Origin of the sequence: Kitasatospora sp. A2-31, assembly GCF_022288725.1 — a bacterium.
Taxonomy (GTDB): Bacteria; Actinomycetota; Actinomycetes; order Streptomycetales; family Streptomycetaceae; genus Kitasatospora.
In genome coordinates this window covers 54,401-78,028 of record NZ_JAKNTA010000014.1, presented here as the reverse complement: position 1 = coordinate 78,028, position 23,628 = coordinate 54,401, and the positions used below count along the sequence as shown (strand labels likewise).

The 23,628-nt window shown below is 74.2% G+C and carries 20 protein-coding genes; 8 read left to right on the top strand and 12 right to left on the bottom strand.

What is annotated here, in order from left to right; translation table 11 throughout:
* The first annotated feature begins 150 nt into the window (after positions 1-150).
* A complete protein-coding gene (locus tag MCM47_RS31025; protein ID WP_238865226.1) occupies positions 151-2,454 on the top strand; it encodes an ATP-binding protein in 2,304 nt (767 codons plus the stop codon).
* Positions 2,455-2,475: 21 nt separating this feature from the next.
* Here the strand turns inward: MCM47_RS31025 and nucS are convergent, their stop codons facing one another.
* The gene (gene nucS / locus MCM47_RS31020; protein ID WP_238865223.1) at positions 2,476-3,135 is read right to left on the bottom strand and encodes an endonuclease NucS; all 660 of its coding nucleotides are present in this window, start codon (positions 3,133-3,135) and stop codon (positions 2,476-2,478) included.
* Between the two features lie 486 nt (positions 3,136-3,621).
* On the opposite strand from nucS, the gene MCM47_RS31015 reads away from it, so the two are divergent.
* On the top strand, positions 3,622-4,014 hold the full coding sequence (locus MCM47_RS31015; RefSeq protein ID WP_238865221.1) for an SCO5389 family protein: 393 nt from the start codon (positions 3,622-3,624) through the stop codon (positions 4,012-4,014).
* Positions 4,015-4,095: 81 nt separating this feature from the next.
* Here the strand turns inward: MCM47_RS31015 and MCM47_RS31010 are convergent, their stop codons facing one another.
* Positions 4,096-5,388: an LLM class flavin-dependent oxidoreductase gene (locus tag MCM47_RS31010; protein WP_238865219.1), complete on the bottom strand. Its 1,293-nt coding sequence runs from the start codon at positions 5,386-5,388 to the stop codon at positions 4,096-4,098.
* Between the two features lie 226 nt (positions 5,389-5,614).
* Between MCM47_RS31010 and MCM47_RS31005 the strand changes: the two genes are divergently transcribed.
* Positions 5,615-5,938 (top strand): ATP/GTP-binding protein, encoded by a 324-nt coding sequence (locus MCM47_RS31005; protein WP_238865217.1) that lies wholly within the window; start codon positions 5,615-5,617, stop codon positions 5,936-5,938.
* A 45-nt stretch (positions 5,939-5,983) separates the two neighbouring features.
* Here the strand turns inward: MCM47_RS31005 and MCM47_RS31000 are convergent, their stop codons facing one another.
* On the bottom strand, positions 5,984-6,751 hold the full coding sequence (locus tag MCM47_RS31000; protein WP_238865215.1) for an ABC transporter permease subunit: 768 nt from the start codon (positions 6,749-6,751) through the stop codon (positions 5,984-5,986).
* A gap of 1 nt (position 6,752) precedes the next feature.
* Positions 6,753-7,766, bottom strand: a complete 1,014-nt coding sequence (locus MCM47_RS30995; protein ID WP_238865213.1) for an ABC transporter ATP-binding protein — start codon at positions 7,764-7,766, stop codon at positions 6,753-6,755.
* 92 nt (positions 7,767-7,858) lie between these two features.
* Between MCM47_RS30995 and MCM47_RS30990 the strand changes: the two genes are divergently transcribed.
* Together MCM47_RS30990 and MCM47_RS30985 are read left to right on the top strand one after the other, a co-directional pair.
* Positions 7,859-8,686 carry an alpha/beta fold hydrolase gene (locus MCM47_RS30990; RefSeq protein ID WP_238865211.1) on the top strand — a complete coding sequence of 276 codons (828 nt, stop codon included), beginning with the start codon at positions 7,859-7,861 and terminating at the stop codon, positions 8,684-8,686.
* On the top strand, positions 8,683-9,003 hold the full coding sequence (locus MCM47_RS30985; protein WP_238865208.1) for a hypothetical protein: 321 nt from the start codon (positions 8,683-8,685) through the stop codon (positions 9,001-9,003). The genes MCM47_RS30990 and MCM47_RS30985 overlap by 4 nt, the downstream gene beginning before the upstream one ends.
* Before the next feature lie 73 nt (positions 9,004-9,076).
* Here the strand turns inward: MCM47_RS30985 and MCM47_RS30980 are convergent, their stop codons facing one another.
* From MCM47_RS30980 to mce, 3 genes are all read right to left on the bottom strand, one after another.
* Positions 9,077-10,006, bottom strand: coding sequence for a cellulose-binding protein (locus MCM47_RS30980; RefSeq protein ID WP_238865206.1), 930 nt, complete (start codon positions 10,004-10,006; stop codon positions 9,077-9,079).
* Between the two features lie 107 nt (positions 10,007-10,113).
* A complete protein-coding gene (locus MCM47_RS42710; protein ID WP_308222521.1) occupies positions 10,114-14,631 on the bottom strand; it encodes a hypothetical protein in 4,518 nt (1,505 codons plus the stop codon).
* Positions 14,632-15,115: 484 nt separating this feature from the next.
* The gene (mce, locus tag MCM47_RS30970) at positions 15,116-15,559 is read right to left on the bottom strand and encodes a methylmalonyl-CoA epimerase (RefSeq protein WP_238865204.1); all 444 of its coding nucleotides are present in this window, start codon (positions 15,557-15,559) and stop codon (positions 15,116-15,118) included.
* 256 nt (positions 15,560-15,815) lie between these two features.
* Here mce and MCM47_RS30965 point away from each other — a divergent pair, with 256 nt between their 5' ends.
* Together MCM47_RS30965 and meaB are read left to right on the top strand one after the other, a co-directional pair.
* Entirely contained in the window at positions 15,816-17,009 is a 1,194-nt protein-coding gene (locus MCM47_RS30965; RefSeq protein WP_238865202.1) for an acetyl-CoA C-acetyltransferase, read from the top strand.
* 72 nt (positions 17,010-17,081) lie between these two features.
* Positions 17,082-18,038: a methylmalonyl Co-A mutase-associated GTPase MeaB gene (gene meaB, locus MCM47_RS30960; protein WP_238865200.1), complete on the top strand. Its 957-nt coding sequence runs from the start codon at positions 17,082-17,084 to the stop codon at positions 18,036-18,038.
* A gap of 76 nt (positions 18,039-18,114) precedes the next feature.
* On the opposite strand, the gene MCM47_RS30955 is transcribed toward meaB, so the two are convergent.
* The 4 genes from MCM47_RS30955 to MCM47_RS30940 all read right to left on the bottom strand — a co-directional run bounded on the left by MCM47_RS30955 (position 18,115) and on the right by MCM47_RS30940 (position 21,010).
* Complete coding sequence (locus tag MCM47_RS30955) at positions 18,115-18,630, bottom strand: MarR family winged helix-turn-helix transcriptional regulator (protein ID WP_238865195.1); 516 nt, start codon at positions 18,628-18,630, stop codon at positions 18,115-18,117.
* Positions 18,631-18,669: 39 nt separating this feature from the next.
* A complete protein-coding gene (locus MCM47_RS30950; RefSeq protein ID WP_238865391.1) occupies positions 18,670-19,482 on the bottom strand; it encodes an AIM24 family protein in 813 nt (270 codons plus the stop codon).
* A 239-nt stretch (positions 19,483-19,721) separates the two neighbouring features.
* The gene (locus tag MCM47_RS30945; protein ID WP_238865193.1) at positions 19,722-20,372 is read right to left on the bottom strand and encodes an AIM24 family protein; all 651 of its coding nucleotides are present in this window, start codon (positions 20,370-20,372) and stop codon (positions 19,722-19,724) included.
* Positions 20,372-21,010, bottom strand: coding sequence for an AIM24 family protein (locus MCM47_RS30940; protein WP_238865191.1), 639 nt, complete (start codon positions 21,008-21,010; stop codon positions 20,372-20,374). The genes MCM47_RS30945 and MCM47_RS30940 overlap by 1 nt, the downstream gene beginning before the upstream one ends.
* 148 nt (positions 21,011-21,158) lie before the next feature.
* On the opposite strand from MCM47_RS30940, the gene MCM47_RS30935 reads away from it, so the two are divergent.
* Complete coding sequence (locus tag MCM47_RS30935; protein WP_238865189.1) at positions 21,159-21,545, top strand: DUF3817 domain-containing protein; 387 nt, start codon at positions 21,159-21,161, stop codon at positions 21,543-21,545.
* A gap of 116 nt (positions 21,546-21,661) precedes the next feature.
* Here MCM47_RS30935 and MCM47_RS30930 read toward each other — a convergent pair whose 3' ends face one another.
* Positions 21,662-23,278, bottom strand: a complete 1,617-nt coding sequence (locus tag MCM47_RS30930; RefSeq protein ID WP_238865187.1) for a M4 family metallopeptidase — start codon at positions 23,276-23,278, stop codon at positions 21,662-21,664.
* Positions 23,279-23,628 lie beyond the last annotated feature (350 nt).

Genomic DNA, 23,628 nt, shown 5'->3' with positions numbered 1-23,628 from the left:
TGCACGCGCGCGGGCGGATGTGCAAGAGTCTGCCGTCAGATGAACGGCCGCCGGGCCCGGGATCGGCTCCCCGGCCCACCGCAGGGCGGGGTGCCCGGGTCCGGGGCGGCCGTACGCAGTGGTCGGCAGGACAAAGGGGCGGAGCAGATCGTGGGACAGCCATCCGGTGAGTTCCGGCAGGAGGCCGTGCGCACCCGAGGCGGTGAGCTGGTCTCCGGCGGCCTGCTGGTGACGGTCGGCACCCCGGACGGTTCCGAGGTCCGCCCCTGCCCCGAGGAGTGGCGGCCGCAGCCGCGCCGGATCGGACGCAGCGAGCCCGCCCGCGGCCCGGTCGGCGGCCCCGGCCGCGCGGTGGGCCCGCTCGCCCTCGGCGCCGGCCCCGCCGACCTGCCGCTGCTCGACCGTGAGGCGGACGTCGCCCAGTTGCTCGGCCTGCTCGCCGAGGGCCGCTCGATACGGCTGGTCGGCCAGGCCGGTTCGGGCCGCAGCGCCCTGCTCTCCGCGGTGGCCGAGGCGGCCGGCGACCTCGCGCCGGGCGGCGTCGTCCAGCTCTGCGGGCACCACCGGACCGCCGCCGACCTGCTCCAGGACCTCTTCGCCGCCACCCACCACGCCCCCGGCTTCCGCCCCGACCCCGGGCAGCTCGCCGAGCACCTCGCCCGGGTCGGCGCCGTCGTGGTGATCGACGAGGTCGAGCCCACCGGTGCCGAGCTGGAGCACCTGCTCGCGGCCGCGCCGGACTGCGCCTTCCTGATCTCCGCCGCGCCGGACAGCCCGCTGCTGCCGGCCGGCTCCCGGCTCCAGGACCACCCCGTCGCCGGCCTCTCCCGGGCCGCGTGCCTGGCGCTCACCGCCCGGCTGGCCGGGCGGCCCCTGGACGCCGCCGAGAAGGCCTGGGCGGTCGACCTCTGGTTCGAGTCCGAGGGACTGCCGCTGCGCTTCGTCCAGGCCGCCGCGCTGCTGCGGCAGCGGGACGTCGCGGTGGACGCGCTGGTCGCGGCGGAGGAGGACCGGCTGGACGTCTTCGGCGCCGTTCGGGCGCCCGTCCACGACCCCGACCCGGCGGTCCGCGAGGGCCGGTTGCGCGGCAGCGTCCCGCTGCCGTCGGTGGCCGAGACCGCCTCGCCGGCGGTCCGGCTCGCCGAGGGGCTGAGCGAACCGGCCCAGGCCGTGCTGCGGCTCGCGGTGGCGCTCGGCGGCGAGTGCCCGACCGCCCCGCACCTGCCCGCGCTGATCGACGTCGGCCAGGGCGAGAGCGCGCTGCACGAACTCGCCGACGCCGGGCTGGCGGTGTCCATCGGCGGCCACCACCGGCTGACCGCCGGCGCGCTCGAACTGCTCGCCCCGCACTGGCCGGCCCGCGGCTGCACCGACGGCGCCGCCCAGCACTTCGCCTGGTGGGTAGGGCACAGCTCGGTCTCCCTGGAGCAGATCGCCGCCGAAGCGGAGGTGGTGATCGGCGTCCTGCTGGCCGACCGGGCCGCCGGCCGGCACGCCTCCGTCGTCCGGCTGGCCCGTGCGGCGGCCCCCGCGCTGGCGCTGGCGCTGCGCTGGGGCGCCTGGGAGCGGGCGCTGCGGCTGGGCCTGGAGGCCGCCCGCAAGACCGGTTCCCGGGCCGACGAGGCCTGGTTCCACCACGAGCTGGGCGTGTTCGCGGTCTGCGTGCAGGAGCCCGGGCGGGCGACGGCCGAGCTGGAGGCCGCACTGGCGTTGCGGGCCGCCGTCGGCGAGCCGCGCGGGGCCGCGGCCGCCCGCCGGATGCTCGACCTGCTGCGCGCCGAGGGGCGACAGCTCCCGTCCGGCGAGCCGGCTGCCCCGGCGCCGCCCCGGCGGCCGGTCATCCGGGCGATCGCCCAGGTGCCGTGGCGCTTCAAGACCACCCCGGGCCCGGTCGGGCGCACCCGGCGGACGGTGGTCGCCGCGTCGGCGGCGGTGCTCGCGATCGGCGTGCTCGGGACCGCGGTGACGCTGACCGTGGCCGGCCCGGAGGAGCACCGGGGCACCGATCCGCACAGCAGCTCGGACGACGGCACCGGAGTGCCCGCCGGGCGGCCGTCCCCGCGGCCGAGCCTCAGCCCGGCGGCGGGCGCGGCGTCCCCGGAGAGCCCGGGCGAGTCGCCGACCGCGGACGAGACCGAGCCGGAGCCCTCGGCGAGCACCAGCGGGCCGTCGCACTCGCCGTCGGCGTCGAGGAAGCCGAGCAAGTCGCCGACCGCGGGCGAGACCGCGACCGCGCAGCCGTCCACGCCCGGCCAGCCGGTCCAGCCGCCGGTCGTGCCGCCCGTGCAGACGCCGGTCCAGCCGGGCCCGCAGCCGCCGGTGACGCACGGGCCGGCTCCGAGCCCGAGCGCCACGCAGACGACGCCGTCCACCTCGCCGTCCGCGAGCAACAGCCCCTCCGGCACGCAGCCGCCGACGGGCTCGGCGAGCCCGTCGGCGTCACCGACGTCCTGACGGATCAGGGGGCGGCCCCGGTCAGAACAGCTTCAGCTTGTCGTCGTCGATGCCGCGCAGCCCGTCGTAGTCCAGCACCACGCAGCCGATGCCGCGGTCGGTGGCCAGCACGCGGGCCTGCGGCTTGATCTCCTGCGCGGCGAAGACACCCTTCACCGGGGCGAGCAGGGGGTCGCGGTTGAGCAGCTCCAGGTAGCGGGTGAGCTGCTCGACGCCGTCGATCTCGCCGCGCCGCTTGATCTCGACGGCGACCGTGGTGCCGTCCGAGTCGCGGCAGAGGATGTCGACCGGGCCGATGGCGGTGGGGTACTCGCGGCGGATCAGCGACCAGCCCACGCCCAGCACCTCCATCCGGTCCGCCAGCAGCTCCTGCAGGTGCGCCTCGACGCCGTCCTTGATCAGGCCCGGGTCGACCCCGAGCTCGTGGGAGGAGTCGTGCAGCACCTCCTCCAGCGTGATGATGAGCTTCTCGCCGGCCTTGTTCTCCACCGTCCAGACCCCGTCGGCCTCCTTGAGGGCGCACGGCGGGGACATCCAGTTGAGCGGCTTGTAGGCGCGGTCGTCGGCGTGGATGCTGACGCTGCCGTCGGCCTTGACCAGGATGAGCCTGGTGGCGGAGGGCAGGTGGGCGGAGAGCCGACCGGCATAGTCGACTGAGCAGCGGGCAATTACGAGACGCACGGTCGACCACGCTAGCCCACCGGGGCCACTTGATGCGATTCCGCGACGACCGGGTGAAGAATCCGCGAACCCCGCCACCATGGGGAGCCCCGGCGATCCGGCGAAGGTGCGTCGGCACTCTGGCGCGCACACCCGTGGACGGCTACGGTGTGTGACGGCATGCTCGCAGGTGCGCTGTCAACGGGGATGGAGACTTCAGATGAACGATCCGACGGTATCCGGCCAATCTGGTACACCGAGGCGTATTTGCGGAGCAATCCCCAGGAACCACCGGCCTGGTCCGCCCCCGACTGCCACGCTGTTCTGAGCGGCCGGCTCTCCCGACGCGTCCCCGGACGCGCCCCGGGCGCCGCCGCCTTCGCACGCTGCCGGAAACAGCCGTACGACGGCGTTCCGGACATCACGCGCGATGACGCCCACCACCCTCAGCTGCACCTACGCATCACCACCCGGGCGCCGCGCGGGTGGACCGTGAGAGGAGAACCCATGTCGCTCGACGTCTCACCGGCCCTGCTGGAGAAGGCCGAGCGGGGCGAGGTCGACGAGCGGGAATTCGTCGACTGCGTCCGCGTCTCCCTGCCGTACGCCTGGGAGCTGATCAGCTCCCTGGTCGCGCAGGCGAAGGTCGACGGCACCGACTTCGCCGACAACCAGGTACCGCCGCCCAGCGAGCAGGCCCGCGGCCAGCTCCTCCGGGCCCTCGCCAGCGACGCGATCCGGGGCGCCCTGCAGCGCCACTTCGGCGTCCGGCTGGCCTTCCAGAACTGTCACCGGGTGGCGGTGTTCCTGCCGTCGAACGCCAACCGGGCGCGGTTCGAGCGCTTCACGTCCGTCCGGGAGCAGCTGCTGAACCAGTCCGAGGAGCTCCGGGACTGCTGACCGGCCACCGGGCCCGCCGCGCAGCGGGCCGGACCGCCGACGGGCCGCCCCGCTCCCCTCGACGGGGGCGGGGCGCCGGCGTCAGCCCAGCTGCGGCAGGACCTCGGCCCCGAGCCGGGCGATGTTGTGCAGGGTCGCCTCGCGGTCGCCGCTGCCCTCGGCGAGCAGCGCGAAGCGGCGGATGCCGGTCCGCTCGGCGGTGGCCAGCAGCCGGTCGGCGCACTGCTTCGGGGTGCCGACCGCGTGCAGGTCGCAGAGGAGCTCGGTGTACTGGTGCGGGTCGCGCATCTTGCGCTCCCGCCCGTCGACGGTGCGGTGCGCGCCGAGCCCGTACTCGAACCAGCCCGGCATCGACCGCAGCAGGGTGTCCCGGGCCGTCGCGGTGCGGTCGTCCACCTGGGCCACGCCGGCCGCGACGTGCTGGCGCTCGACCCGGCGCAGCTGCTCCTCGCCGCGCCCGGCGGCCCGCCAGGCCTCCCGGTACAGTTCGAGCATCTGCAGCTTGTCGTCGTCGCCGGAGTGCATGCCCAGCAGCATCGGCAGCCCGCGCTCGGCGGCCAGCCGGACGCCGCCGGGCGAGGTGCAGGCGACCACCACCGGCGGTCCGGCCACCGGACGCCCCGCGGCGGTGAGTTCCCCGCCGGCGTCGTCCGCGTCGGCGTCCTTGCGCTGGCGGGGGAACCGCACCAGCCCGGACCGGTCGCCGAGGCCGAGCCAGGTGCCGAGGTCGGGCCGCCGCGGCGGCTCGGCGGCCCGCGGCACCACGGCCACCTCGGGGAAGCTGAACTGGGGCCCGTCGGCGCCGACCCGGGAGCCGCGCAGCCACCGCAGCAGCAGGTCGAGCCGCTCCGGGAAGCCCCGCTCGAAGGCATCCACGCCGCTGCCGAAGACGTCCAGGTCGATCCACGGACCGCCGCGGCCCACGCCGAGGGTGAACCGGCCGCCCGAGGTGAGGTGCAGCAGGGCGGCCTGTTCGCCGAGCGCGACCGGGTGGGCGGTGGAGAGCACGCTGACCGCCGTGCCGACGCCGATCCGGCGGGTGCGGCCGAGCAGCAGTGCGGCGAGGGTGGCGGCGTTCGGACAGACCCCGTACGGGACGAAGTGGTGTTCGGCCAGCCATACGCTGTCCAGGCCCGCGTGCTCGGCCTCCACGGCGGCGCGGACGGTGCGGTCCAGCGCCTCGCCGTGGGTCTGGCCGGGGAACTGCGCCGAGAGCAGGAAGACGCCGACGCGTACCGACGCGGTGTCCGCGGGCAGGGCGGCGGAGCGCTGCGGCGCGGGCACCGGGGTGCCGGGGGCGGCGGTCACCGGGCCGGCGGGCGGTCGGACCCCGACGGGCCGACGGGTCTGGGCACGGGCGCTGGTCTTGGTCATGGGGGCCTCCTCGGGTGCGCGCAGGGTCTGCGGTCCCCGCCTGTCCCCTTGTGAGTAACCGATGTCATGTGCCAATGGCACGCGGAACCACGAATTTCACAGAAGAACGGGTGGATATCACCGGAAACACCGGAGTGCCGGGCGATGCCGTGATAGTGGCCTTGGGGAGGAGTCAACGGCCGTAGGCTGGAACGGTTCCGAGCCCCCCGAGAGAGGTAGCACCGACGTGTCGCCCCGCCGCAACCGGATCAAGAGTGCCGCCGAGCGCGAGCCGGCGGAGCAGGCCGCCCCGTTGGGCGGCTCACTGCGCCGCACCGAGAACTACCGCGGCGACGACTGGGTGGTGCAGACGGTGGCCGGCACGGCCGGACGCCACTACCGCTGCCCGGGCTGCGACCAGGAGATCCCGCCCGGCGTCGGCCACGTGGTGGCCTGGCCGATGCACGGCGCCGGGGTCGACGACCGCCGGCACTGGCACCGGGCCTGCTGGGGCGCCCGCGAGCGCCGGGCCTCCAACCTGCAGCGCGGGCGCAGCGCCCCCCGCTACTAGCCGCGTCGGGGGCGCTGCGTCCGGGGGCGCCGCGTCGCGGGCCGGTCAGGCGTCGCGCTTCTTCAGCACCAGCGCGCCGCCGACCAGGGCGGCCAGCGTCCAGGCCAGGCAGATCGCGAACCCGGCCCACGGGCCGTACGGCTGGCCGTGCTGCTCGTAGACCAGCAGCATCCGCGAGCCCGCGTAGTCCGGGAAGTAGTGGGCCAGCGTCTTGACCTTCGGTACCGCCGAGAGGATCGGCGAGAGCAGGAAGAAGAACGGCACCAGCACGCCGAGGGCCAGCGTCTGGTTGTGCAGCATCGCGGTGACGCCTGCCGAGAAGAGGCAGAGCATCGTCAGGTAGAGCGCGGCGCCGAACACGGCGCGGAGCACGTGCGGTTCGCCGAGGCTGGTGGAGTGCTCGCCCAGCAGCGCCTGGCCGACGAAGAACGTGATGAACGCGGTGACCAGGGAGACGGCGAAGGCCAGGGCGCCGAGCACCACGGCCTTGCCGGTCAGCAGCGTGCCGCGCTGCGGGACGGCGGCCAGGGTGACCCGGATCATGCCGCTGCTGTACTCGTTGCCGATCGCCAGCACGCCGAAGACGATGATGGCCAGTTCGCCGAGCATGATGCCGGAGAAGGCCGTCCCGGTGGCGTCGAACGGGGTCTCCTCGCCGCGCCGGAACTCCGCGAAGTTGTTGTTGGTCAGCAGCGACAGCAGCGCGCCCAGGCCGACGGTGACGACGAAGGCGAGGGCGAGCGTCCAGACCGTCGAGCGGACGCTGCGGATCTTGGTCCACTCGGAGCGCAGGATCGCCGGGAAGGACGCCATCTCAGTTCTCCTCCGTGCCACGGGCGGCGGGCTGCCGCGCCGTACCGCCCTGCCAGCCGGCGCCCCACGCGCCGGCCGCGCCGGCCGCGCCGGCCGCGTCGCGTCCCTCGCCGGCCCCGGCGTGGTACTCCACCGAGTCGGCCGTCATCTGCATGAACGCCTCTTCCAGGGAGGCCTGTTGAGGGCTGAGCTCGTGCAGCACCACACCGTGGGTGGCGGCCAGTTCGCCGAGCTCGGCGAGGTCCCCGTCGACCACCTCGTACGAGCCGTCCGGGCCCGGCTCGTGCCGGACCCCGGCACCGGCCAGCACGTCCAGCAGCCGCTCGGGCTGCGGGGTGCGCAGCCGGACCGCGGAGCGGGAGTTGCGCCGGATGAACTCGGCCATCGGCATGTCGGCGAGCAGCCGCCCCTTGCCGATGACGACCAGGTGGTCGGCGGTGACGGCCATCTCGCTCATCAGGTGCGAGGAGACGAAGACGGTCCGGCCCTCGCCGGCCAGCCGCTTCATCAGGTTGCGGATCCAGAGGATGCCCTCCGGGTCGAGCCCGTTGACCGGCTCGTCGAACATGACGATCTCGGGGTCGCCGAGCAGCGCCGAGGCGATGCCCAGGCGCTGGCCCATGCCGAGCGAGAAGCCGCGGGCGCGCTTGCGCGCGACCGAGGTGAGGCCGACCAGGGAGAGCACCTCGTCGACCCGGGCGTTCGGGATGCGATTGCTCTGGGCCAGCCAGAGCAGGTGGTCGCGGGCGGTGCGCCCGGGGTGGACCGCCTTGGCCTCCAGCAGTGCTCCGATGTACTTCAGGGGCTCGCTGAGCTGCCCGTATCTCCTGCCGTCGATGGTGACCCGCCCGGCCGTGGGCCGGTCCAGGTCGAGGATCATCCGCATGGTGGTGGACTTGCCCGCGCCGTTGGGCCCGAGGAAGCCGGTGACCACCCCCTGCGGGACCCGGAAGCTCAGCCGGTCCACGGCGAGGGTCTTCCCGTAGCGTTTCGTCAGGTCGTGCAACTCGATCATTCGCGCTCCCTTACTCTCCGTCAGGCTATGACAAACCGGACGGGGCGGCCCGCTGAGTGGGCCCGCCGGGCGCACCGGAATACGGTGGCCCCATGACCCAGCTCCCCTCCGCAGTGTCCGTCCGCGAGAGCGGTTCCGGAACACCCCTCGTGCTGCTGCACGCCTTCCCGCTCGACGCATCGATGTGGTCCGCCCAACTGGACGCACTGCCCGGACCGACCGGCCACCGGGCCCGGGTGCTCGCCCCCGACCAGCGCGGGTTCGGCGGCACCGAGCTGGGCACCGGCGAGCCCTCGCTGGACGCGGTCGCCGACGACGTCGCCCTGCTGCTGGACGCGGCCGGGATCGAGCGTGCCGTGGTCGGCGGCCTCTCGATGGGCGGGTACGTCGCGATGGCCTTCGCCCGCCGCCACCCGGACCGGCTGGCCGGCCTGCTGCTGGCCAACACCAGGGCCACCGCCGACGCCGAGGCGGTCCGCGCCAACCGGGAGCGGATCGCCGCCGCGGTCCTGGCCCGCGACAGCGTCCAGTTGCTGCTCGACGAGAAGGTGGCGGCGAACCAGCTCGGCCCGGACTCCGGCCACCTGGTCGAGCGGGTGCAGGGGATGGTCGCACGGGCGGCGCCGGCCGCGGTCGCCTGGGCGCAGCGGGCGATGGCGGCCCGGCCGGAGGCCCTGGACGTGCTGGCCGGACTCCGGGTGCCGGCCGCGGTGGTGGCGGGGGAGCGGGACGGCCTGGTGCCGCTCTCCGAGGCCGATCTGATGGTCCGGGCCCTGCCCGACGCCGAGTTGACCGTCGTCCCCGGAGCGGGCCACCTGAGTGCGCTGGAGGCGCCCGAGGAGTTCAACGCCGCGGCGTGCCGGCTGCTGGAGCGGGTGGCGGGGCGAGCGGGAGCAGCGGGGAGCGGGGCGGCGGGATGAACGAGCACAGCGGGGAGCCGGGTGCCTGGGACTTCTCGGCGCTGGAGGTCACCGGTCGGATGCCCGTCACCAACCGCGGGGAAGGCCTGGTCGAACTGACCCTGGAGCCGCTCGGCGAGGACTACTGGCTGCGCCCGGGGGAGACGTTCATCGTCACCTCGTACGGGGACTACGGCTCGGGACACCCCTTCGAGGTGCAGTACTGGCCGGACTCGGTGTCGGTCTGGTGCACCTCGTGGTTCGGCACCGTCTCGGACGACGACGGCAACCAGCTCAGCTGCGGCCACCAGCGGCCGGACGGCGCCTACCCGCGCTGAGCCGCGGCAGACCGGCGGACAGCGGAACGGGCCCCCGCCCCGGGGAGGGGTGGGGGCCCGTTCGGCCGGAGCGTCAGCGCGACTGCTGGGCGGGCACGCCCATGGTGTCGTCGTTCGGCAGCGAGGCGGCGGCCACGGCCGCGCCGGTCAGCGTCGCCAGCATCTCGCGGACGTTGGTCAGCTGGGCGTTGATGCTGTCGCGGCGGTTGGTGAGCGCCGCCAGCTCGCGCTCGGATTCGCTGCGGATCCGGTCGGCCTTGGCGTTGGCGTCGGCCACGATGTCCTCGGACTGGCGCTGGGCCGTCTCGACGGTCTGGCGGGCGCGGCGCTCGGCGTCGGTGCGCAGCTTCTCCGCCTCCAGGCGCAGCTGCTCGGCGCGGTGCTCGATCTCGGCCAGGCGCTTCTCGGCCTTGGCCTGACGGGCGGCCAGGTCGCGCTCGGACTGCTCGCGGCGCTTGGCCAGGTTGGTCTCGAACTCCAGCGCGGCCTGGGCGGCCTTGGTGCGGGTCTCCTCGAAGAGGGCGTCCGCCTCCTCGCGCTTGTTCTGCGCGTCCTTGTTGGCCTCGGCGCGCAGCTGGGCGGCGTCGCTCTTGGCCTTGTCGACGATCCGCAGGCCCTCGTCCTCCGCCTTGGCCTTGCGGTCCTTGGCGTAGTTCTCGGCCTCGGTGCGGACCTGCTGCGCGGCGGCCTCGGCGAGCTCGCGGTGCTGCTCGGCGGCGCGGTGCGCCTCGTCGCGCAGGTCCTTGGCCTCCTCCTCGGCGAGGCGCAGGATCTTCTCGACCCGGGCGCCGAGACCGGCGTACGAGGGCTCCTGCTCGGCGACCGCCGCCTGGGCGGTCTGGGTCTCCAGGTGGAGCTCCTCGATGCGCTTCTCCAGCGCGCTGATCCGGGTCAGGGCACTGTCACGGTCGGCCACCAGCTTGGTGATCCGCTCGTCGACCTGGGCACGCTCGTACCCACGGCGCACCAGGTCGAAGCCGTGAGGGGAGTGACTGTCGCTCATGGGGTTCTGGGCTTCCTGTCGTCAAACCGCTGAGGTGGTTGAGGGAATCCTGACACGGTACCGGAGTGTCGACGGCGAAATGCCGTTGTCCCGCGGACAATGTCCGCTCAATCGGGTGGTGCGCTCTTGGAGCGATTGCCACCCGACCGGGGGGCGCCAACTCCGGCACCCGCCTTGGCACCCCCGTCCTTCTTGCCACTGCTTCCCCCGTTGGCCTGGGCGACCGGTGACGGTGCCTCGAAGGCCTCCAGGGCGGACAGGACGTCCTGGACCCTGGAGATCTCGGTGTTGATGTCCTTCCGGCGGCGCACCAGCTCGTCCAGCTCGCGCCGGCCCTCGTCGGTGACCCGCTTCGCCTCGGCCCGTGCCTCGGCGAGCACGCGCTCCGCCTCGGCCTTCGCCAGCTCGATCTGCTCGTCCGCCGCCTCGTCGGCGGTGCGCAGCCGCTTCTCGGCCTCGGCCGCCGCGGACTCCAGCTTCTCCTCGGCCTCGTCCTGCGCCGACTTCAGCTTGGCCTCGGCCTTGACGATCAGGGCCTCGGCACGGTCGGTCGAGTCGGCGAGCTTGGTCTCGGCCTCCTTCAGCAGGCTCTCCGCCTTGCGGACCGCGGAGATCCGGACCTTGCTGGCCTCGGCGGACGCCTCCGAGGTCAGCTCGTTGGCGCGCTCCTCGGCGGCCGCGACCAGTGCCGCCGCCCGCTCCTCGGCCTCGGCGACGGTGGCCACCGCCTGCTCCTCGGCCTCGGTCAACTGGTCCTGGGCGGCCGTCACCAGCGCGTCCACCCGCTCGCCGGCCGACTTCATGGCCTGCGCGTTCTCCTTGCGGGCGCGCTCGTGCAGGGCCTCCACCTCGGCGTCGGTGCGCTCGCGCAGTTCCTCGGCGCGCTCGCGGATCGCGGTGGCGTCCCGGCGGGCCTCGGAGAGCAGCGCGTCGGCGTCGGACCGGCCCTTCTCGACCTCGGCCTGCCCGGCCGCCTCGCCGGCGGCGACCAGCCGGTCGGCCTCCTTGCGGGCCGCCGCGACCATCGCGTCGGCCTGCTCCTCGGCGGCGGCGGTGGTCGCCAGCGCGGTGGTCTGGGCGTCCTCGCCCAGCGCCTCGGCGTCGGCGAAGGCCTTCTCCAGCACGGACTTGGCGTGCTCGCGGGTGGCCTTGTCGAACTGCTCGGCGGCCTCGCGGGTTTCGGCGTCGTAGGCGTCGGCACGGGCGCGGGTGGCCGCGTCGTACTCGTCCGCGAGGGTGCGGGTGGCGAGTGCGTACTCCTCGGCCTCGCTGCGCAGCGTGGCGGCGAACTCCTCGGCCTCGGCGACCGCGGCGGCGGCCCGCTCCTCGCCGGCGGCGACCGTCCGGGCGGCCCGCTCCTCGGCGTCGGCGCGGTGCTGCTCGGCGGCCTCCTGGGCGGCCTGCAGCTCGGCCTCGGCGTCGGCGCGCAGCCGTTCGTCGTAGGCCTGCGCCTCGGCGCGCCGGTGCGCCAGCTCGGCCTCGGCGGCCTCGCGCTCGGCGGCCAGTTCCTGCTCGGTCCGCTCGCGCAGGGCGGTCGTCTCGGCGGCGGTCCGGGCCCGCAGCTCGGCCGTCTCGCGCTCGGCCTCGGCCCGCAGCTCGACGGTCTCGCGCTCGGCGGTGTCGCGCAGCTCGGCCACGGCGCGGTCGGTCCGCTCGCGCAGCTCGGTGGTCTCCCGCTCGGCCAGCTCGCGCAGCTCCGCGCTCTCCCGCTCGGCGGTGTCGCGCAGTTCGGCGGCGGCCTGCTCGGCCTCGCGGCGGGTCTCGGCGGCCTCCGCCTCGGCGGTGGCCCGGAGCTCGGCGATCTGCTGCGAGGCGGCCTCGTGCATGCCGGCCACCGACTGACGGACCTCGGCGGCCTCGTCCTCGGCGACGGCGACCAGGCGGGCGGCCTCGGCCTTGCCGGCCTCGACCAGCTCCTCGCCCTCGGCGCGGGCCCGGTCGAGCTCGGCCTCGGCTTCGGCGCGGAGGGAGTCGGCGGTGGCGCGGGCCTGGGACAATTCCCGGCCGGCCTCGGCGCGGACCGTCTCGGCCTGTTCGGCGGCCAGCGCGAGGTCGGCCTCGGCCCGCTCGCGCAGCGTTCCGGCGGTCTCCTCGGCCTCCGCCAGCCGCTGCTCGGCGGTGGTCCGGGCGCTCTCCAGCGCCTCCTCGGCCTCGGCGCGCAGCCGGGAGGTCTCGGCGGCGGTCCGCTCGGACAGCTCGGCGGCGGTCCGCTCGGCCTCGGTGCGGACCCGGTCGGCGTACGCCTCGGCGCTCTCGCGCTGGGCCGCGGTGTCGGCCGCGGTGCGCTCGGTCAGCTCGGCGGCGGCCTGCTCGGCCTGCTCGCGGGCGGCCCGCGCGGCGGCCAGCTGCTCGGCGGTCTCCTCGCGCTCGCGGAGCAGCCCGGCGGAGGCCTCCTCGCGCTCGCGCCGGCTCTCCTCGCGCAGGGCCTCGGCGGCCGCTTCGGCCTCGCCCCGGAGGCGGGCCGCCTCGGCGTCGGCCTCGGTGCGAAGCCGCTCGGCGTCGGCGATCGCGGCGTCCCGGACGGCGGCGGCCTCGGCCTGGGCGTCGGTGCGCAGCGCCTCCGCCGCGGCGCCCGCCTCGGCCCGGACCCGCTGGTCGAACTCCGTGGCCTCACGGCGCAGTTCCGCGGTCTCCCGCTCGGCGGCGGCGCGGTTCTCGGCGGCCGCGGCCTTGGCGGCGGCGAGGGCGTCCTGGCCCTGCTGCTCGGCGGCGGCGACGGTCTTGTCGGCCTCGGCGCGGGCCCGCTCCAGGGTCTGCTCGGCGCGCCCCTGGGTCTCGGCGGCCTGCTCCTGGGCCTGTGCGCGCAGCCGCTCGATCTCGGCCGCCGCGCCGGCGCGCAGCTCGTCCGCGTCGGTCTTGGCCTTGGTGAGCAGCTCCTCGGCGCTCTTGGCCGACTCCTCGATCTGGACGACGGCCTGGCGGCGGGCCTCGCCCCGGGTCCGGTCGGCCTCGGCGGCGGCCTGGGCGCGCAGCTCCTCCGCCTCGGCCCGCAGCCGGGCGGCCTCGTCCTGCATCTCCTGGATGCGCTCGCGGATGGCCGCGGCGTCGTCCAGGGCGGCGTTCTGGGCCTGCTCGACGGCGGCCCGCGCCTGCTCGCGCAGCCGCTCGGCCTCGGCGGCGGCCTCGGCCCGGATCCGTTCGGCCTCCGCGGCGGCCTCGGCCCGGGTGGTCGCGGCGTCCTGGTCGGCCCGGCCGAGCACCTCCTCGGCGGTCTTGGCGGCCTTGGCCAGGTGGACGGTGGCGTCCTTGGCGCCGGCCGCGCGGCCGGCCTCCTCGGCCTCGCTGCGCAGCCGCTCGGCGGCGGCCTCGGCCTGCGCCCGCAGCTCGGCGACGTCGCGCTCGGCCAGGGCCCGCATCTCGGCGATCGCGGCCTCGGCCTCGGCGCGCAGCTCCGCGGCCACCGACTCGGCGGTGGCGCGCAGCCGCTCGCTCTCCTCGGCGGCGGCGGCCTTGGCGGCGTCGGCCTCGGCCTGCTTGGTGGCGGCCTCGGCCCTGATGGCCTCGGCCTCCTTGGTGGCCTGGGCGACCATCCGGGCCACCTCGGCCCGGGCGGTCTGCGAGCGCTGCTCGCTGGCGGCCTCGCCGTCCGCGACCTTGCGCACGGCGGCGGCCTCGGCGTCGGCCTGCAGCTGCTCGGCGGCGGCCTCGGCCTGGGCGCGCAGCTCGGCGGCCTCCCGCCTGGTCCGCTCGGCCTCGGCGATCGCCTCGGCACGCAGCCGCTCTATCTCGGCCTGGGCGTGGGCGAGGGCCTCCTGGGCGCGCTGCTGCTCGGCGGCGGCGGCCTCCTTGAGGCGGCCGATCTCGGCCTGCGCGGCGGCGAGCTGCTGCTCGGCGGCGGCGTGGGCGGCGGCCAGCTGCTGCTGGGCCTCACCGCGGGCGGCGGCCAGCTGCTGCTGCGCCTCGCCACGGGCGGCGTCGACGTCGGCGGCGGCCTGGGCGCCGGCCTGCTGGGCCTGCTCGGAGGCGGCGCGCAGCAGCCGCTCGGCGTCGTTCTGGGCGCGCTGGAGGGCGGCCTCGGCGGCGGCCTGGGCCTCACCGCGGGCGGCGTCGACGTCGGCGGCGGTCTGCGCGCGGGCCTGGTCCGCCAGGGCGGCGGCTTCGGCACGGGCCGCGGCCATCAGCCGGTCGGCCTCGCCGCGGGCCTCCTGGAGCAGGCGCTGGGCCTCCTGCTCGTGTCCGGCCCGGGTCTGCTCGGCCCAGCTGACGTTCTCCTTGACGTGCTGCTCGGCGCTGCGCCGCAGCTCGGCAAGCTCCTCCTCCAGCTGGCGGCGGCGGGCGGCCAGCTCGGCCTCCAGCCGGGCGGTGCGCTCGGCGGCCTCCGCCATGATCCGCTGGGTCGCGGCCTGGGAGTCGCGCAGCTGGCGCTCGGCGTCGGCGCGCAGCTGCTGGGCCTGCATCTCGGCGGTGCGGAGCATCTGCTCGGCCTGGCCGGAGACGGCGTCGAAGGCACGCGGCTGGGCGAGCATGCGGCGGGACTCGTGCAGCTTGGCCCGGAGCACCTCCACCTGGTAGGCGAGGTCCTCGGCATGCTCGACGGCCTTGTCCCGCTCCTTTCGAGTCCGATCCATCTCGGCCTCGAACTGGGAGAGGTGATCGTCAACCTCGTAGCGGTCGTAGCCCCGCACTCCGCGGTCCCATCCATCTCCTGGTCGCGTCCTCGACCCGGCCGTTCCCGGGCACCCGTGATGTCCGGGGCCCCGGTCCGACTGGTCCTTGCATCCGCGGCCGGTGGACGACCCCTCGCAGGGGCGTCCGCCGCGGTCGTCGGAGTCCCGGCGGGCGACGGAGCGCGGTCGTGCCGCGTTCCCCCGTCCGAGTGGACTCCTGGGCGAACTCTTGCCTTGTGGAGAATGGTGACAGATCCGAACTGCGACTGTTCAGCCGTGCCCGCGTAATGGACTCCCCTGCGACGGGCCGACCACCGGAGGGCGGACGGGCCTGTCATCGGCCGTGCTCGACGTCCCCGTCCCCCGGAGCCTTCGCGCACCTGGGCATTGTAGTGGGAGTGTTCGGCCGGGGAATGGCCGCGTGGGAGTTTTCCGGGCATTGGCCGACATTACTGACGGGTCACCGGCGGGTGCCGCCCGGGAACGGCACCCGCCGGGCGGCTCAGTGGGCCTCGTGCGAGCCCGGTTCGGCCGAGGTGACCAGCTCGGTCAGCACGCCGCCGCAGTCCTTGGGGTGCAGGAACGTGATCCGCGAGCCCATCGAACCGATCCGCGGCTCGTCGTAGAGGACCCGGACGCCCTTGCCCCGGATCGCCTCGGCGTCTCCGTCGACGTCGGCGGTGCCGAAGGCGATGTGGTGGACGCCCTCGCCGTTCTTCTCCAGCCACTTGGCCACGGTGGAGTCGGGTCGGGTGGGCTCCAGCAGCTGGAGGTAGGAGGCGCCGCCGTCGCCGGTGTCGTTGATCTTGAGCATGGCCTCGCGCACCCCCTGCTCCTCGTTGACCTCGCTGTGGAAGACCTCGAAGCCGTAGGTGGCGCGGTAGAACTCGACGGTCTTGTCGAGGTCGCGGCAGGCGATGCCGATGTGGTCGATGCGGGTCAGCACGATGGCCTCCGGTTCTGGGCGGGTGACGGGACGCCAAACAGTGCAGCGCATGCGTCCGGGGCGCGCCAGTGACGGAGGTGCGAGCCTGCTCACACGGCGGGCCGCCGGGCAGGGTTCACCCGGATCGCGTTGACACGGTGTTGACTGGACAGTGCCAGTGCGCTCGATCACACCGTCGGTCCGGTGACGGGCGGGTTACAGGTCAGTACATTGAGCGCATCCTCACCTGGCCACGACGTGCGAAGGGGCCCGTCCCATGACCAACACCACCTCTGTGATCGTTGCCGGTGCGCGGACCCCGATGGGGCGCCTGCTCGGCTCGCTCAAGGGCTTCTCCGGCGCCGAGCTCGGCGGCATCGCGATCAAGGGTGCCCTGGAGCGGGCCGGCGTCTCGGGCGACCAGGTCCAGTACGTGATCATGGGCCAGGTGCTGCAGGCCGGCGCCGGCCAGATCCCGGCCCGCCAGGCCGCCGTCAAGGCCGGCATCCCGATGAACGTGCCGGCGCTCAGCATCAACAAGGTCTGCCTCTCCGGCCTCGACGCCATCGCGCTCGCCGACCAGCTGATCCGCGCCGGCGAGTTCGACATCGTGGTGGCCGGCGGCCAGGAGTCGATGACCAACGCCCCGCACCTGCTGCCGAAGTCCCGCGAGGGCTTCAAGTACGGCGCGATCGAGATGCTGGACGCGATGGCGCACGACGGCCTGACCGACGCCTACGAGAACATCCCGATGGGCGAGTCCACCGAGAAGCACAACGCCCGCCTCGGCATCCCGCGCGACGTGCAGGACGAGATCGCCGCCGCCTCGCACCAGCGGGCCGCCAAGGCGCAGCAGAACGGCCTCTTCGAGGCCGAGATCGTCCCCGTCGAGATCCCGCAGCGCAAGGGCGAGCCGGTCGTCTTCAGCCAGGACGAGGGCATCCGCGCGGACACCACCGTCGAGGGCCTGGGCAAGCTGCGCCCGGCCTTCGCCAAGGACGGCACGATCACCGCGGGCACCTCCTCGCAGATCTCCGACGGCGCCGCCGCCGTGGTCGTCATGAGCAAGGCCAAGGCCGAGGAGCTGGGCCTGACCTGGATCGCCGAGATCGGCGCCCACGGCAACGTGGCCGGCCCGGACAACTCGCTGCAGTCGCAGCCGTCCAACGCGATCAAGCACGCCCTGGCCAAGGAGGGCCTGGAGGTCGGCGACCTCGACCTGATCGAGATCAACGAGGCCTTCGCAGCCGTCGCCCACCAGTCGATGAAGGACCTCGGCGTCTCCGCGGACATCGTCAACGTCAACGGCGGCGCGATCGCGCTCGGCCACCCGATCGGCATGTCCGGTGCCCGCGTGGTGCTGCACCTGGCGCTGGAGCTGCAGCGCCGCGGCGGCGGTGTCGGCGCCGCCGCGCTCTGCGGCGGCGGCGGCCAGGGCGACGCGCTGATCGTCCGGGTTCCGAAGGCCTGACGGGCCGACTCACCTCTCGGGGCTGCGGACCGCCACAAGCGGTCCGCAGCCCTTCGGCGCTAGGAGCTGCTGATGATCGATGTCGCGACGCTGGTCGAGCAGGCCCGACAGGGCCGTCCGCGCGCCGTGGCCCGGCTGATCTCGCTGGTCGAGAACGCCGCCCCCGAACTGCGCGAGGTGATGGCGGCGCTCGCGCCGTACACCGGCCGCGCCTACACCGTCGGCCTGACCGGCTCGCCGGGTGTGGGCAAGTCGACCTCCACCTCCGCCCTGGTCTCCGCGTACCGGCGGCTCGGCAAGCGGGTCGGGGTGCTGGCCGTCGACCCCTCCTCGCCGTTCTCCGGCGGCGCGCTGCTCGGCGACCGGGTCCGGATGCAGGACCACGCCACCGACCCCGAGGTCTTCATCCGTTCGATGGCCACCCGCGGTCACCTCGGCGGCCTCTCCTGGGCGGCCCCGCAGGCCCTGCGGGTGCTGGACGGGGCGGGCTGCGACGTGATCCTGGTCGAGACCGTCGGCGTCGGCCAGTCCGAGGTGGAGATCGCCGCCCAGGCGGACACCACCGTGGTGCTGCTGGCCCCCGGCATGGGGGACGGGATCCAGGCCGCCAAGGCCGGGATCCTGGAGATCGGCGACGTCTTCGTGGTGAACAAGGCCGACCGGGACGGCGCCGACGCCACCGCCCGGGAGCTGAACCACATGCTCGGCCTCGGCGAGGCCCGTGACGCGGGCGACTGGCGCCCGCCCATCGTGAAGACCGTCGCCGCCCGCGGCGAGGGCGTGGACGAGGTGGTCGAGGCGCTGGAGAAGCACCGCGCCTGGCTGGAGGAGCACGGCGAGCTGGCCACCCGCCGGCGCCGCCGGGCCGCCGACGAGGTCGAGGCGATCGCCCTGGCCGCGCTGCGGGCCCGGATCGGCGACCTGCACGGAGACCGCCACCTGGCCACGCTGGCCGAGCGCGTGGTGGACGGCGAGCTGGACCCGTACCGCGCGGCCGACGAGCTGGTCGCCGGGCTGACCCGGGGCTGACCCGGGGCTCGCAACGCCGGAGGGCCGGCTCCCGTGGTGGGAGCCGGCCCTCCGGCGTCGGCGTCGCGGTGCTCGCTCAGGCGCGCCCGCGCAGGCCGCGCAGGTGCTCGGCGACCGGGGCCAGCGCCTCGTACATCGCGTCCAGCTGCTCGGGGGTGAACCGGTCGATGAAGTGCGCGCGGACGCTGCGCACGTGGTCGGGCGCGACCCGCTGCATGGTCGCCCAGCCGTGCTCGGTCAGGTGGGCGTAGAGGCCGCGCCGGTCGCCCGGACACTCCTGCCGCAGCACCAGCCCGGCCGACTCCATCCGGGTGATCTGGTGCGACAGCCGGCTCTTGGACTGCAGGGTCGCGGTGGCCAGGTCGGTCATCCGCATCCGCCGCTCGGGGGCCTCGGAGAGCACGACCAGGATCTCGTAGTCGTTGATCGCCAGGTTGTGCGGCTGGAGCTCGCGGCCGAGCTGGTAGTCCAGCAGTTTGGCGACCTCCAGATGGGCGCGCCACATCCGCTGCTCCCTGGCGGTCAGCCAGGGAGTCTCCTCCTCGGGTTCCGAGGGGGAGACGTCCGCGGCGTCGATGGTGTGCGTATCCATGCAACGAGCATACCGCATTTAGTTCAATCTTGTACGAGTTTACAGGCCGAAACGCCGCCCGAGATCGCCCAGGTTACCGAGCCCGGGGACGTTGACGTTGGGCAGCTGGCCGCCGTGGCCGGAGGCGTGCTGGGAGGGCACCCCGCCCATCGGTACGCCCGCCTCGGCGTGCACCTGGCCGACCGCGCGCTCGGCCATCAGCACCTCGGTGGACTGCAGCAGCACCTGGCCGGCGCCGATGAACTCGAACTGGTGCTCCTCGCCCGAGGCGCCGCCCAGCCCGGTGAGCCGGCGGATGCCGCCGATCACCCCGTGCATGTAGTCGTGGTCGTAGTGGTGGCACGGCGCCGGGCAGTCCGCCCAGCCGACCAGCGCCTGCGGGTCCACCCGGATCGGCGGCTCGACGAAGTGCACCGGGCCGTTGGAGGCGGCGACGAACTTGCCGGTGCCGATCAGTGTGAGGAAGCCGGGGATGATCGACTGCTTGAGCCGCAGCGTCGGCTCGAAGGCCAGCAGGTTGCCCGAGCGGACGGTGAGGTTGCCGTCCTCCAGGTCGTAGGAGTTGAGGTCGAAGGCGCGGTCGGCGAGCAGCAGCTTGCCCCGGCCCTCGGCGACCACCCAGTCCGCCGCGTGCATCGGCGAGTTGAAGTGCATGCCGAGCATCCGGTCGATCGCGCCCGCGCCCACGCCCTTGAAGGAGATGTCGCCGTAGTAGGCGATCATCTTGCCCTTCTGCAGGAAGTACGAGCCGTTCAGGTCGACCGAGAAGGCGTACGGGTTGACGTTGTCGTTGGCCGGCAGGCTGTGCGCGTCGTGCACCACCGGGCCGGAGCCGTCCTGCGCCTTGGGCAGCGGCGCCTGGGCGCCGCCGTACTGCTCCTGGGCGTACTGCTGCGGCGGCTGGGCCGGGTAGCCCTGCGGAGGCGGGGGCGGGTACCCCTGGCCGGGCGGCGGGCCGTAGCCGGGCGGCGGCGGGGCGGCCGGGAAGCCCGGCTGGGTGGGCTGGTTGTACGGCGAGGGCTGGCCGTACGGCGACGGCTGGCCGTACGGGTCGTGCGGCTGCCCGTACGGGGGCTGCGGCGGGTAGGACATCAGAGCTTCTCCTCGCTCGCCTGCACGAACACCGTGCCGTTGCCGGACAGCTCCAGCTGGAACGCCTCGCCGGAGCCGCGGCCGATCATGTCGCGCCAACCCAGCGCGGTGGACAGCTTGTTCTGGACCTGGCCGCGGTGGGCGACGTAGGCCTGGGGGTCGACGTGCACCGGCTGGTGCGGGGTGATCGGCAGCTCGAAGACGCCGCCGTGCGCCATCACCGCGACCGCGCCGTGGCCCTCCAGCTTGGTGGTGAACAGGCCCTGGCCGGTCACCTGGCCGCGGACCATGCCCATCACGCCGCCCTGCGAGCCCATGAACATGGTGGACTGCTGCAGCGTGCCCTCGAAGGCCAGCAGCCGGTCCGCCTCGACGTACAGGGTGTCGCCGTTCAGGTCGATCACGTGGACGTGGTGGCCGCCGTGGCCGAACATCACGCTGCCCTGGCCCTCGACCGTCATCAGCGGGGTGTCCTCGTTGGCCACCCGGCGGCCGATCATCGACATCACGCCGCCCTGCCCGCCGGTGATGTTCGGGGTGAACCGCACCTCGCCGGTGTACGCGAGCATCGCGCCGCGCTGGCTGAACAGCCGCTGCCCGGGGACGACCCGGGCCTCGATCATCTTGTTGTTGATCCTGGTGAACGGCATCAGACGTCGCCCCCGATGGTCAGCTTCTCGGACGGCTGCACGTACACCAGGCCCTCACCGGTGAACTCCACCTGGACGGCCTCGCCGCCGCCCTCGCCGATGAAGGTGGTCCAGCCGGCACCCGACTTCAGGCTGCGGCTCAGGTTGCCGGTGTGCGCCACGTACGCCCCCGGGTCGACCCGCAGCGGCATGCCCTGGGAGACCCGCAGGATGACGGCCGGTCCCTTGGAGGTGACGGCGGCCCAGCCGTGGCCCTCGACCTTGGTGGTGAAGAGGCCGTTGCCGGAGGAGATGCCGTTGAGCCCGGTGAAGGTCGTGCCCGTCTTCAGCGTGCCCTCGGTGCAGAGCAGGTTGTCCGACTCGACGTAGAGCGTCTCGCCGTTCAGCCGGACCAGGTTGATCTCGGTCGCCCGGTCGGCGAAGTAGCAGGTGCCCTGCCCCTTCACCTCCATGACGACCATCTGCTCGCCGGTCAGGCGCCGGGTCACCATGCCGCGCAGGCCGTCGCCGCCGCCGGTGAGCTTCTTGAAGCTCATCTGGCCGGTGTAAGCGACCATCGAGCCGTTTCTGGCTTTGACGCCGTCGCCCGTCATGTCGACGGCGAGCGTCTTGGACCCTTGGAGTCGAAACTGTGCCACGGCCGAAATGTAGCGGGCCCCGGCCCGGCCCGGGGAGGGGGCGTCGGCGTTCTGGTACCGGTCTGCGACAAACGGGGCGTCCCGGACGGGGCGGGCGGCGGGCCCGGCACGGACCCCGGGCGCAGGCCCGGCCGCGCGCTCGGTGATAATGGCGGGGAGGCTTGTGCGCCGGTTCACAAGCGATCTCCGACCCCCATACGAGGTACCCATCGTGAACAGCAGCGCCGTCCACCGCCTGCGCCTGGTCTCCGGCCCCGAGGGCCTCTCCTTCCTCCTGCTCCTGGTCTGCTCGGTGCTCAAGCGCACCACCAGCTTCGACGCGGTGCCGGTGATGGGCATGGTCCACGGGATCCTGTTCATCCTGTACGTGGTCTTCTGGATCATGGCGTGGCAGACGCAGAAGTGGGACGCCAGGCGCGGCGTCCTGCTCTTCGTCCTCTCGGTGCTGCCCACCGGCGGCTTCTTCGCCGAGCGCACCCTGAAGAAGGAGGAGCGCGGCGAGCTCGCGCCGGTGCGCGAGCCCGCCGCCGCCTGACCCTCCCGCCCGGCGAGCAGCAGGCTGCCGGGGCCCCTCTCCCGGTGGCCCCGGCAGCCTGCTGCCGTTTCGGAGGCGGTCCGGTTCCCCGTCGCGGGGTCCGGCCCGCCGGCGGACTAGTTGACGCTCACCGCGCTCCAGGCCGCGGCGACGGCCTTGTACTCGGTGCTGCCGGTGCCGCCGTAGAGGTCCGACGCCGCCTTCAGGGTCGCCGTGCGGGCGGCCTTGTAGTTGGTGGTCGAGGTGAAGTAGGTGGTCAGCGCCCGGTACCAGATCGCGGCGGCCTTGTTCCGGCCGATGCCCGTGACGGTGGAGCCGTTGGAGGTCGGGCTGTTGTAGCTGACGCCGTTGATGGTCTTGGCGCCGCTGCCCTCGGCCAGCAGGTAGAAGAAGTGGTTGGCCACGCCCGAGGAGTAGTGGACGTCGAGGTTGCCGACCCCCGAGTACCAGGCGTCCTTGGACTTGCCGTCCTTGGAGGGCTGGTCCATGTAGCGCAGCGGCTTGCCGTTGCCGAAGATGTTGATCTTCTCGCCGATCAGGTAGTCCGGCACGTCGCCCGGCAGGTTGGCGTACCACTCGACCATCGTGCCGAAGATGTCCGAGGTGGCCTCGTTGAGGCCACCGGACTCGCCGGAGTAGACCAGCCCGGCGGTGGCGGAGGTGACGCCGTGGGTCATCTCGTGGCCGGCCACGTCGATCGCGGTCAGCGGGTTGGTGTTGCCGGAGCCGTCGCCGTACGTCATGCAGAAGCACGAGTCGTTCCAGAACGCGTTCACGTAGGCGTTGCCGTAGTGCACCCGGCTGCTCGCGCCGACGCCGTTGTTCTTGATGCCGTTGCGGCCGAACGTGCTCTTGTAGTAGTCCCAGGTGGCCGCCGCGCCGAACTGGGCGTCCACGGCGGCGGACTGGGTGTTGGAGGCCAGGCCGTTGCCCCAGACGTTGTCCGCGTCGGTGTACAGGGCGTTGCCGCTGGCGGCGTTGCCGGTCCACTGGTTGCCCCGGGAGGCGTCCTTGAGCTGGTAGGTCGAGCCGCTCTGGGTGGTGGTCAGCGTCACCGAACCGACGTGGACGCCCTTGCCGCTGCCGGTCGCGGTCTGGAACTCCTCGTGGCTGGAGAGCAGGGCCCCGGTGGCGGCGTCGGTGACCAGTCGCTGGCTGCTCGGGGTGCCGTCGGCCCGCTGCCCGTGGACCACGGTCTGGTAGGCGAGTCGCGGGTTGCCGTCGGCGGCCCAGACGACCAGCTGCGCCGCGTCGGCGCCGTCGACCCGGCTGATGGCCGCCTCGTCCTCGTCGGCGGCGACGCCGACGGTCGCCCGGACCGCGCCGAGCGCCTGCGCGGAGGCCTTCTCGGCCGACAGCGCCGGGGTGAGGCCGGCCAGGGCGAGCCGGCCCTCGTAGGCCCGGTCCACCGAGGTGATCGTGCCGTTGGCCTTCTGGTGCACCACCAGGTCGCCGCCGAGCACCGGCAGGCCGCCCAGGGTCCGCTCGTACCGCAGGTGCCGGTCGCCGTTGCCGTCCAGCACCGCGTCCTTGACCACCAGCTTCTCCTGGCCGCCGAGCGCGAGCGCCTGCGCCACCGGGGCGGCCTCGCCGCCGGCCAGGGCGATCAGCGCCTCGCGCTGCTGGACGGGCGAGGGGGCGGCGGCCTGGGCGGGGGCGGCGGCGACCTGGATGGCGCCGGCCAGCAGGGCGGTGGCGGAGAGTACGGCTCCGGCTGTCAGCTTTCGCTTCACGTACGGGGTTCCTTCCGGGAAACCGCGTGTGCGCGGTCGCGCCGCATACCGGGGCGCCGGGGTTGGCGCCGTGGGGCGGTAGGGCGCTGACGTGCTGCTCCCGTGCGGTCCTTGACGAGCCGTCGATGGGTGGGGGCGACGGTCGTCGAACGGGGCTTGGTCAGAAGCATGACAAGTGCGGTGCGGGAAAGGACAGGGCGGCGGCCGGGATTGGCCAGGTCTCGCCAGTCGCCGGTACCGGTGGTGCGGGCGGGGCAGGTGTCCGGATCGCGGGGTTTGCCCGCTGGCGGGATCCCGCCAGCGGGCGGGCTTGCCGGGGGCGGCGGCGCTTGCTAACCGGCGAGCCGCGG